Annotated in this window: 10 protein-coding genes; 7 read left to right on the top strand and 3 right to left on the bottom strand. The window is 46.6% G+C overall.

Annotation, left to right across the window (positions count from 1 at the left end; all coding sequences use genetic code 11):
- Both D2U88_RS04055 and D2U88_RS04050 read right to left on the bottom strand, forming a co-directional pair.
- On the bottom strand, positions 1 to 590 hold a 590-nt coding region (locus tag D2U88_RS04055; RefSeq protein ID WP_147378521.1), incomplete at its 3' end, for a gluconate 2-dehydrogenase subunit 3 family protein.
- Positions 590 to 2,308, bottom strand: a complete 1,719-nt coding sequence (locus D2U88_RS04050; RefSeq protein ID WP_119639013.1) for a GMC oxidoreductase — start codon at positions 2,306 to 2,308, stop codon at positions 590 to 592. The genes D2U88_RS04050 and D2U88_RS04055, both read right to left, overlap by 1 nt.
- Before the next feature lie 136 nt (positions 2,309 to 2,444).
- On the opposite strand from D2U88_RS04050, the gene D2U88_RS04045 reads away from it, so the two are divergent.
- From D2U88_RS04045 to D2U88_RS04030, 4 genes are read left to right on the top strand one after another with little or no spacing between them, the layout of a single operon-like run.
- Positions 2,445 to 3,443 (top strand): sugar phosphate isomerase/epimerase family protein, encoded by a 999-nt coding sequence (locus D2U88_RS04045; RefSeq protein ID WP_119639012.1) that lies wholly within the window; start codon positions 2,445 to 2,447, stop codon positions 3,441 to 3,443.
- Positions 3,444 to 3,463: 20 nt separating this feature from the next.
- The gene (locus D2U88_RS04040; RefSeq protein ID WP_119639011.1) at positions 3,464 to 3,907 is read left to right on the top strand and encodes a DinB family protein; all 444 of its coding nucleotides are present in this window, start codon (positions 3,464 to 3,466) and stop codon (positions 3,905 to 3,907) included.
- 18 nt (positions 3,908 to 3,925) lie between these two features.
- The gene (locus D2U88_RS04035; protein WP_119639010.1) at positions 3,926 to 5,155 is read left to right on the top strand and encodes a nucleoside permease; all 1,230 of its coding nucleotides are present in this window, start codon (positions 3,926 to 3,928) and stop codon (positions 5,153 to 5,155) included.
- A 13-nt stretch (positions 5,156 to 5,168) separates the two neighbouring features.
- Positions 5,169 to 6,305: a Gfo/Idh/MocA family protein gene (locus tag D2U88_RS04030; protein WP_119639009.1), complete on the top strand. Its 1,137-nt coding sequence runs from the start codon at positions 5,169 to 5,171 to the stop codon at positions 6,303 to 6,305.
- 42 nt (positions 6,306 to 6,347) lie between these two features.
- Here D2U88_RS04030 and D2U88_RS04025 read toward each other — a convergent pair whose 3' ends face one another.
- Positions 6,348 to 6,812 (bottom strand): ASCH domain-containing protein, encoded by a 465-nt coding sequence (locus D2U88_RS04025; RefSeq protein WP_119639008.1) that lies wholly within the window; start codon positions 6,810 to 6,812, stop codon positions 6,348 to 6,350.
- A 160-nt stretch (positions 6,813 to 6,972) separates the two neighbouring features.
- On the opposite strand from D2U88_RS04025, the gene D2U88_RS04020 reads away from it, so the two are divergent.
- From D2U88_RS04020 to D2U88_RS04010, 3 genes are read left to right on the top strand one after another with little or no spacing between them, the layout of a single operon-like run.
- Complete coding sequence (locus D2U88_RS04020) at positions 6,973 to 8,025, top strand: sugar phosphate isomerase/epimerase family protein (protein ID WP_119639007.1); 1,053 nt, start codon at positions 6,973 to 6,975, stop codon at positions 8,023 to 8,025.
- Positions 8,022 to 8,762: a 3-keto-disaccharide hydrolase gene (locus D2U88_RS04015; RefSeq protein WP_119639006.1), complete on the top strand. Its 741-nt coding sequence runs from the start codon at positions 8,022 to 8,024 to the stop codon at positions 8,760 to 8,762. The genes D2U88_RS04020 and D2U88_RS04015 overlap by 4 nt, the downstream gene beginning before the upstream one ends.
- Positions 8,763 to 8,793: 31 nt before the next feature.
- A complete protein-coding gene (locus D2U88_RS04010; protein WP_417935267.1) occupies positions 8,794 to 9,519 on the top strand; it encodes a 3-keto-disaccharide hydrolase in 726 nt (241 codons plus the stop codon).
- Positions 9,520 to 9,579: the final 60 nt, after the last annotated feature.

Genomic DNA, 9,579 nt, shown 5'->3' with positions numbered 1-9,579 from the left:
GGGATGGGCAGGTAGGCCAGTACCTCCTCGCCGACCTTCTCCGAGGACTTGTAGGCCCATGTGGCCAGGTCCCTGAGCTCGTTGGCGAAGGTATAGCGCGCCACCTCGTCGTCCAGGGTGGCCTCGCCCCCCTGCATGATGGCCTGCATGTAGTCCATCACCGCCTCGTTGTGCGCCTGTTCCTCCTCGTCGGTGCGCTTTTTCAGGTAGGTGGCGAGCACCGGCTCGATGTCCGCTGCTTCCAGCTCCGCCAGCTCCGTCTTGCCGGAGTCCTCCAGTGCCCTGTCGTAGAACTTCTCCATCTTCATCATCACGAAGTCCCTCTGGTCCAGGGGCATCACCTCGTCCAGGTAGGAGTCGATGAAGGCGTGCACGTTCACCTCGGTGGCCGAGGGGGTGTCGGTCCTGGGAAGGATCACGTCCAGGGTGGTGGCCAGGGCCTGTCCCTGTCCCTTGTCCAGAAAGCCGGGCGTCCATTCCGCATAGGCAGGTTTGTCCTTGCAGCCCTGGAGCAGGCTTAACAGTGTGGGGGTCGCCACGGCGTAGCCGAAGGCCATCCCCATGTTCTTGAGTGCTGATCTTCTTTCCATTAGATGTTTCCTTTTTTGAGTTCCTGGGCGGCATGGTTGGCGGCCCTTGCGGTGAATGCCATGTAGGTGAGCGAGGGGTTCACGCAGCTGGCAGAGGCCATGAAGGCGCCGTCGGTCACGTAGACGTTCTTGCAGGTGTGCACCTGGTTGTTCCCGTTCACCACGGAGGTCTTCGGGTCGAGGCCCATACGCGCCGTACCCATCTCGTGGATACCCAAACCGAGGGCGTAAGGAGCATCGTAAGGAGTAATATCCTTGGCTCCCGCTTTTTCCAACATTTGGACCGCTTGATCCTGCATGTCTTTACGCATGTTGTATTCGTTCTCCCTGATTTCCGCGTCGAAGGTAACGGTGGGAAGTCCCCACTTGTCCTTCTTGTCGTAATCAAGGGTCATCTTGTTATCGTGGTAGGGCAGGGTTTCTCCAAAGGCTAGCATGTTCATGGTCCAACCACCAGGGGTCAATACCGCATCTTTATACCCTTGTCCGAACGTTGCTTCGGCAACCATTTCTTCATAATTGCCCCTGCTGGCACCTCCTTGGTACCCATAACCACGTTTAAAATCTTTCATGTCGGAATCGCCACCGAGGTTCCTGAACCTTGGGATGTAGATCCCGTTCGGCTTCCTTCCCTTGTAGTATTTGTCTTCGTATCCTTCAAACTTACCACTGGCACCAACCAAGAAGTGGTGGTCCATTACGTTGTGGCCCAATTCTCCGGAATCGTTCCCCAATCCGTTAGGGAACCTATCCGACTTGGACTGCATCAAAATGGAAGTGGAGGCAATCGCGGAGGCGCAAAGGAAGATGACCTTGGCCTTGAACTCGAACTCCTCATTGGTCTCCCTGTCGATTACCTTGACGCCCGTTGCCTTTTGGGTATTGGGGTCGTATATGATTTCATGAACAATAGAATCTGGTCTCAATGTCATGTTTCCAGTTCTTTCCGCAGCGGGCAAGGTAGAAGAAACACTGCTGAAGTAGGCACCGAAAGGGCATCCTCGGATACAACGGTTCCTGAACTGGCAACGGACACGGCCGTCGCCGTCAAATTTCTTGTCGCTGTTGATGTGGGCCACCCTACCGGCAGTGATCACGCGACCACCAAAATGCTCGGCAACTTTGCCCCTTACCATATCTTCCACACAGTTGAGTTCCATCATAGGCTCAAACTGGCCGTCTGGCAATTGTGGTAGTCCCAACAATTCTCCTGACACGCCGATATAGCTCTCGACCTTGTCGTACCAGGGGGCGATGTCCTTGTAGCGCACGGGCCAGTCCACTGCGATACCATCGTTCTTGTTGGCGCCGAAGTCGATGTCGCTCCAGCGGTAGCTATGGCGGCCCCACATGATGGAGCGTCCGCCCACATGGTAACCACGCATCCAATCGAAACGCTTTACCTCGTTATAGGGATGTTCCAGATCGTTTACGAACCAATGCTTGGAAGCGGCACTGGTAGTATAACCTGTTCTGGATTGCTTTTCCTGTTTTTTTATATCTTCTCTGGTGGCTCTACCTGCATGTGGAAAATCCCAGGCGTCCATGTTGGCCGTTGGGTAGTCCTCGCGGTGCTTTACCATGGGCCCACGCTCCAAGACCAGGGTCTTGAGACCGTTCTCGCAGAGTTCCTTGGCGGCCCAACCGCCACTGATGCCCGTTCCCACCACGATGGCATCATAGGATTCCTGCTCCTCGTTGTAATAAAATTTACTCATTTATTCGGATTGTTTATTTGCTAAATGTATTAATTATTAAATTAATTTTCTACATTTAATCCCTATGTTTATTGAGAATTCACTACTATAACGTTATAGTTTTTGAATACCATGTGAAATTAATCAACCTAAGAATATGAACAGAAGAAGTTTAGCTCAAAACAGTATTTTGACCCTTGTTGCAATAGCCTTGTTCGGGTTTTTGTCCTGCAAGCAAAACCCAAAAAAGGAAGCCGCTGAAGAAACAGCAACAGAAGAGATGGCCATGGATGAAGCCAAGCCCGATATTAAAATATCGTTGGCCCAGTGGTCCATCCATAAAATGATCTTTGATGACGGTGTGGACCCCTATACCTTTGCCGAGAAAGCAAGCAAATGGGGATTTGAAGGATTGGAATATGTGAGTGCCCTATATTATAAGGAATTGCAAGCAGCCAATTTTTCCGAAGAAGCGATGAACAATTGGGTAGCCAAGAGTAAGGCCGAAAGTGAAAAATATGGGCTGGAAAACCTTTTGATCATGGTAGATGGCCAGGGCGATATTGCCAATATGGACGAAGCAGCTAGAAAAGCAGCCGTGGAAAACCACTACAAATGGGTTGATGCCGCTGCGGCTTTGGGATGTCATTCCATTCGAGTGAACCTGAACGGAACACAAGATCCTGCGGAATGGGTGCCAGCATCGGTTGCAGGATTGACCCAGTTGGCCACTTATGCCAAGGACAAGGGAATCAATGTGATCATTGAAAACCATGGCGGACCATCCTCCAATGCGAAGTTGTTGGCCGAGGTAATGGAAAAAGTGGGTATGGACAATGTAGGTACCCTGCCTGATTTTGGCAATTTCTGCATCAAAAGGGAAGCGGGGGATTACTACGAATCCAAATGTGTGGAAGAGTATGACCGATACAAAGGTGTGGAGGAATTAATGCCCTATGCCAAAGGGGTAAGTGGTAAGTCCTACGATTTTGATGCAGAGGGTAACGAAACCACCATCGATTTTGCCAGAATGATCAAGATTATGGAGGATGCCGGTTATTCAGGATATATTGATGTGGAATATGAAGGCAATGTGCTGAGTGAGGAAGAAGGAATCTTGGCCACCAAAAGATTGATAGAAAAAGTACTTGAATAACCCAAATGATTTGAGGGTATATGAAGGGATTTTTGCACCAACTCTTCGATTACAATTTTTATTGTAACAAAAAAATAATCCAACAATGCAGTGCGCTGGAGAACGTTCCGGAGAACTGCGAACGGCTTTTCAGCCACATATTGAATGCCCACCATATCTGGAACCACAGGTTGTTGGGCATTCCTAATACATATGGTGTATGGGAAATGCATGCAATCGATAAATGGGAAGATATCCATTATGAGAATCAGCGTGCCTCTTTTGAAATTATCTCCAATACCGATAATTTTGAAAAACGGGTGGGATATGAGAACAGTGAGGGTAGGAGCTTTGCCAACGAGACAAAGGATATCCTTTTTCATATCATCAACCACTCCACGCACCACAGGGGCCAGATCATGATGGAACTCCGCAATGCCGGAGTGGTGCCCGAGCCTTTGGACTATGTACATTATAAACGATAACTACTAACTAATACTTACATGAATATTAAAACCAAATTTCAACTGTCCTTCATGATGTTCCTCGAATTCTTTATCTGGGGCGGTTGGTTCGTTACCTTGGGAACTTTTTTGGGGACCAATCTTAAGGCAAGCGGGGGCGAGATTGCCCAAGCCTTTTCAACCCAATCATGGGGGGCCATCATTGCTCCTTTCATTATTGGATTGATAGCCGATAGGTATTTTAATGCGGAACGTATCCTAGGGGTGCTTCATTTGATCGGGGCATTTTTGATGTACCAAATGTATCAGACCACAGATTTTACAGTGTTCTACCCTTATGTATTGGGATACATGATTCTTTATATGCCCACCTTGGCCTTGGTGAATTCCATTTCGTTCAACCAGATGAAAGATCCCGCCAAGGAATTTTCGCCCATTAGGGTATTTGGGACCATCGGTTGGATCATTGCCGGTTTGGTAATCAGTTATGTGTTCCTGTGGGATTCCCCAGAAAGCCTTGAAGCAGGAATGTTGAAGAATACCTTTTTGATGGTTGCCATTGCGTCAGCTATTTTGGGTCTCTTTAGTTTTACATTGCCCAAGACCCCACCTAGGGTGGATAAAAGCGAAAAAGTTACTATCTCAGATGTGTTGGGATTGGATGCGTTGAAACTTTTGAAGGACAAGAACTTCTTGGTGTTTTTCATCTCATCCGTTTTGATCTGCATTCCGCTGGCTTTTTATTATCAAAATGCCAACCCTTTTTTGACGGAGATTGGATTGAACAACCCAACCGGTAAAATGACCATTGGCCAAGCATCAGAAGTGCTTTTCATGTTGTTGTTGCCGTTGTTCTTCACCAAATTTGGGTTTAAAAAGACCATTTTGGTAGGGATGTTGGCCTGGACAGTTCGCTATCTCTTGTTCGCTTATGGCAATGCAGGGGATTTGGCCTTTATGTTGATTTTGGGTATTGCCCTCCACGGGGTTTGCTACGACTTCTTCTTTGTGTCCGGTCAGATTTATACCGATACCAAAGCAGGGGAAAAATATAAGAGTGCCGCCCAAGGCCTGATTACATTGGCCACCTATGGTGTGGGTATGTTGATCGGTTTCTGGATTGCAGGACAGATCACCGATTCGTTGCTGTTGGAAGACGGAACGCATACCTGGGAGAAAATTTGGGTTTATCCAGCAGCATTCGCAGCAGCTGTATTCATCCTGTTCGCCATTATCTTCAAAAATGAAAAAATAGAATATAAATCATAACTAAAACAAAAACATGTCGAAAAAGATCAGACTTGGAATTCTTGGAGGAGGTGGCGATTCCCTTATTGGGGTATTGCATCGAGTAGCTTCCTTCATCAATGACAATTATGAAATAGTAGGGGCCGTCTTCAACCCGAATTTTGAGGACAACTTGGATTTTGCAAAGCAGATTGATGTACCCACCAATCGAATCTACAAGGATTTTGACACTTTGGTGGAAGAGGAGATGAAACTCCCCGAGGATGAGCGTATTCAGGTATGCTCCATTCTTACACCCAATTTTTTGCATTTTCCCATGGCCAAAAAATTGTTGGAAAATGGGTTCCACGTCATTTGTGAAAAGCCCATGACCACTACCTATGAAGAGGCCATCATTTTGCAGGAAACCTTGGAAAAGGCGGGGACTGTGTTTGCCGTTACCCATACCTATACCGGGTACCCGATGGTGCGCCAAATGAGGGAAATGATCAAAGAAGGGGTTATTGGTAAAGTCCACAAAGTGGATGCCCAATACTATCAGGGTTGGATGAACCCTATCATTCACGATAAGGAAAAACGCGGAACCGTTTGGAGGCTCGATCCCAAAAAAGCAGGGATCAGCTCTTGTATGGGAGATATTGGGGTACATGCCTTCAACATGATCGAGTTTACCACAGGTTTGCAGGTGCAATCTCTTTTGTGCGATTTCAATTACTTATATGATGATAACCAAATGGATATGGACGGAACCGTTCTCATCCGAATGGAAAAACATGTAAAAGGGATCATCAGGGCCAGCCAAGTGGCTACAGGGGAGGAGAATAACCTTTCCATTGCCATTTATGGTCAAAAGGGAGGATTGAAATGGGAACAGGAAAATCCCAATTACCTCTACAAGTTGAACGATCCAGAGCCGCTTCAGGTATACAAACCAGGTCACCAATACAATTCCAAACTGTCATTGGATGGTACCAAATTGCCACCGGGTCACCCCGAAGGTATTTTTGATGCCATGGCCAATATTTACTTGGGTGTTGCCAAAGCCATTCGAGGTGAAGTTTACAACAGTGGTGAATTCCCGACCATGTTGGACGGGGTTCGTGGCCTCAACTTTATCGAAAGTTCCGTGGCTTCCCACAAACAAGGGAATATTTGGATCGATATGGATTAAATTCCATCAAACCATAAAAGAAATGGCTGCCAACGGCAGCCATTATTTTTTGTAGAGCATTTCAAACTCTTCGAAGACCACGATCATACTTTCGGTAGGCCTTGAACCCAATTGCGTAAGCTCACGGGTATAGTAATCCCAGTGGGTCTTTTTCCAATACTCCAGACTTTTGTCCCCTTCTCCTTCCTTTCGGGCATGTTCTTCCCGAATACTGAAATAAGGGATTAGTTTTACGGCTGTTGTCCGTATCACACACTTGGCATTTCCGTTCCAGTCCGTAACCACGTAAAAGTCCCCAATCTTGGGCAATTTTTCATTGCGTAACTGCAAACCTTTCAACGAATGGGTAGTGGCCCTTTTGGTTTCCTTGCAGACAAGGTCGGCACATTCGTTGGCATCTTTTTCATTATCGCAAAAGTGGATGACCTTTGGAGCTTCCTGGGAGGCAAATTCCAGATGGGCGTCCAAAAAATCACCCCAAAGATTTCGGGCAGAGGCATTTTCCATAAGTAGTATTTAAAAAAACGATATGCTGTTTTAATTGTTAATGAATCCCTATATTTATGTCTTACTACATGAGACGTAAAATTAGCATAGTTTTTTTCTTAAATATAGAAGATAAATCCCAAATAAATCAGGATTTAAAAATTCCTAAAAATCAATTTCAATGAAGACAATCAAAGGACCGGCTGTTTTTTTAGCTCAATTTGTAGACAGCCAACCGCCGTTCAACTCCTTGGACGGACTTTGCAAATGGGCCTCCAGCTTGGGGTACAAGGGTATACAGATTCCGACATGGGAATCGTTTCTCATCGATTTGGACAAAGCTGCCGAAAGCCAGGATTATTGTGACGAACTTAAGGGAAAGATCAATTCCTATGGATTGGAGATCACAGAGCTTTCCACCCACTTGCAAGGACAACTGGTGGCGGTACACCCGGCCTACGATATCATGTTCGACAATTTTGCGCCCGATGCCCTTAAGGGCAAACCTAAGGAACGTACCCAATGGGCCATTGAAACCGTAAAAAAGGCTGCCACTGCCAGTAGAAGATTGGGACTCAATGCCCATGCCACATTTTCAGGGGCATTGCTTTGGCACACGGCACACCCATGGCCCCAAAGACCAGCCGGACTGGTAGAAATGGGGTTTGAAGAATTGGCAAACAGGTGGATGCCCATCCTGAACCATTTTGACGAAGAAGGCGTGGATGTCTGTTACGAGATCCACCCAGGGGAAGACTTGCATGATGGGGATACCTTTGAACGCTTTTTGGCTGCTACGGGCAACCACAAGCGGGTAAACATCCTTTATGATCCAAGTCATTTTGTATTGCAGCAATTGGATTATATCGAATACATCGACTTTTATCACGAGTTCATCAAGGCATTCCATGTGAAGGACTCCGAGTTTAACCCAACAGGTAAGAAAGGGGCTTTTGGAGGCTATAATGATTGGGGGGATAGGGCCGGAAGGTATCGTTCCCTAGGAGATGGCCAGATTGATTTCAAGACCATCTTTTCTAAACTTACCCAATACGGATGCGATGTTTGGGCCGTAATGGAATGGGAATGCTGCATCAAGAGCCCGGAACAAGGAGCCCGAGAAGGGGCCAAATTTATACAAGACCATATCATCGAGGCCACTACCAAGACCTTTGATGATTTTGCTGGAGCAGAAATAGATAAAAATCAACTAAAACGAATTCTAGGATTATGAAAAAACCAATTGTATTGGCCGTAATGGCCCTGACCTTTGCATGCAAGGAAAAGCCAAAAGAGAATACCGAAGCTACCGAGGAAGAAGTGGTAGAGGTGGTGGAGACACCTGAGTGGACAGTACTTTTTGATGGATCGTCTTTTGATGGTTGGCATTTTTACAATGATGGCGCCGTTACCGAGCCATGGAAAATTGAGGATGGAGCCATGGTACTCTACCCGCCTGAGTCCAGACCTGAGGGGGCAAATTACAATCTGGTGACCGATAAGGAGTTCACCGATTTTGTATTGACCTTGGAATGGAAGATTGCCGAAGGTGGAAACAGTGGCATCTTTTGGGGCGTTGTAGAGGATGAAAAGTATGGGGAGCCCTATTTAACAGGGCCAGAGGTACAGGTTTTGGACGATGAAAGACACCCAGATGCCAAGAATGGTACCGATCGTTTGGCCGGATCTTTATACGACATGGTATCTCCTTCGGAAAAGGTGGTTAAACCTGCTGGGGAATGGAATGCCGTTGAAATCATGGTCAACCATAAAACCAATGAAGGTTATGTAAAACTCAATGGAACCAAAATTGTTGAATTCCCTGTAGAGGGAGAAGGTTGGGACCAATTAGTGGCCAATTCCAAGTTTGCAGACTGGGAGGCTTTCGGAGCTTTTAAAACAGGTAAGATAGGTCTTCAAGACCATGGTAATATGGTATCGTTCAGGGATATTAAGATAAAAGAGCTTTAAGATGACAAAATTAAAGTTTACCCTTTTGGCCATGGGTATGTCCATGGGTCTATACATGTCGGCACAAGAAGTGGAACCCACCACACCTGAGGAAACAGAATTTTACGAACCTGTTCCACCAAAGGTAGTTCCAGGTACAAATGGAGCTGCACCCAGCGATGCCATTGTGCTTTTTGATGGTTCAAATCTTGACAATTGGATAAGTACAAAGGATAGTACGGCAGCCAAATGGACCTTGAACAAAGATGGTAGCATGACCGTGAACAACAGAACCGGTGACATACAGACCAAACAGAATTTTGGTAGTATGCAACTTCACATTGAATGGAAATCCCCGGCAGAGGTGAATGGAGATGGCCAACACAGGGCCAATAGTGGTGTATTTCTTTCAGGAATGTATGAGATACAGGTGTTGGACAACAACAATAACGATACCTATGTGAATGGTCAGGTAGGATCCATCTACAAACAGCATGTGCCTTTGGCCATGGCGTCTGTCCCAACCGGGGAATGGAACACCTACGATGTCATTTACCATGCACCCGTCTTCGAGAAAGGCCAAAAAGTGAAATCAGGAACCATTACGTTGATTCAGAACGGCGTGCTGATCCAGGATAATGTGGAGATCAAAGGGACCACACCTTATGTAGGCTGGCCAAAGAACCCTGTACATGGAAAAGGACCGTTAAAACTTCAGGACCATGGCGATAACAGCCGTGTAAGTTATAGAAATATTTGGGTAAGGGAATTGGAATAATTCCGTGACCGTTCCCATCAATTAAGCATCGCCAAAGGGCCAAAAGCAATTTTGGTTACC

This window comes from Flagellimonas aequoris, assembly GCF_003584165.1.
GTDB classification, from domain to species: Bacteria; Bacteroidota; Bacteroidia; order Flavobacteriales; family Flavobacteriaceae; genus Flagellimonas; species Flagellimonas aequoris.
Note: the sequence above shows the minus strand (reverse complement) of the source record. Positions and strands in the feature narration are given on the sequence as shown.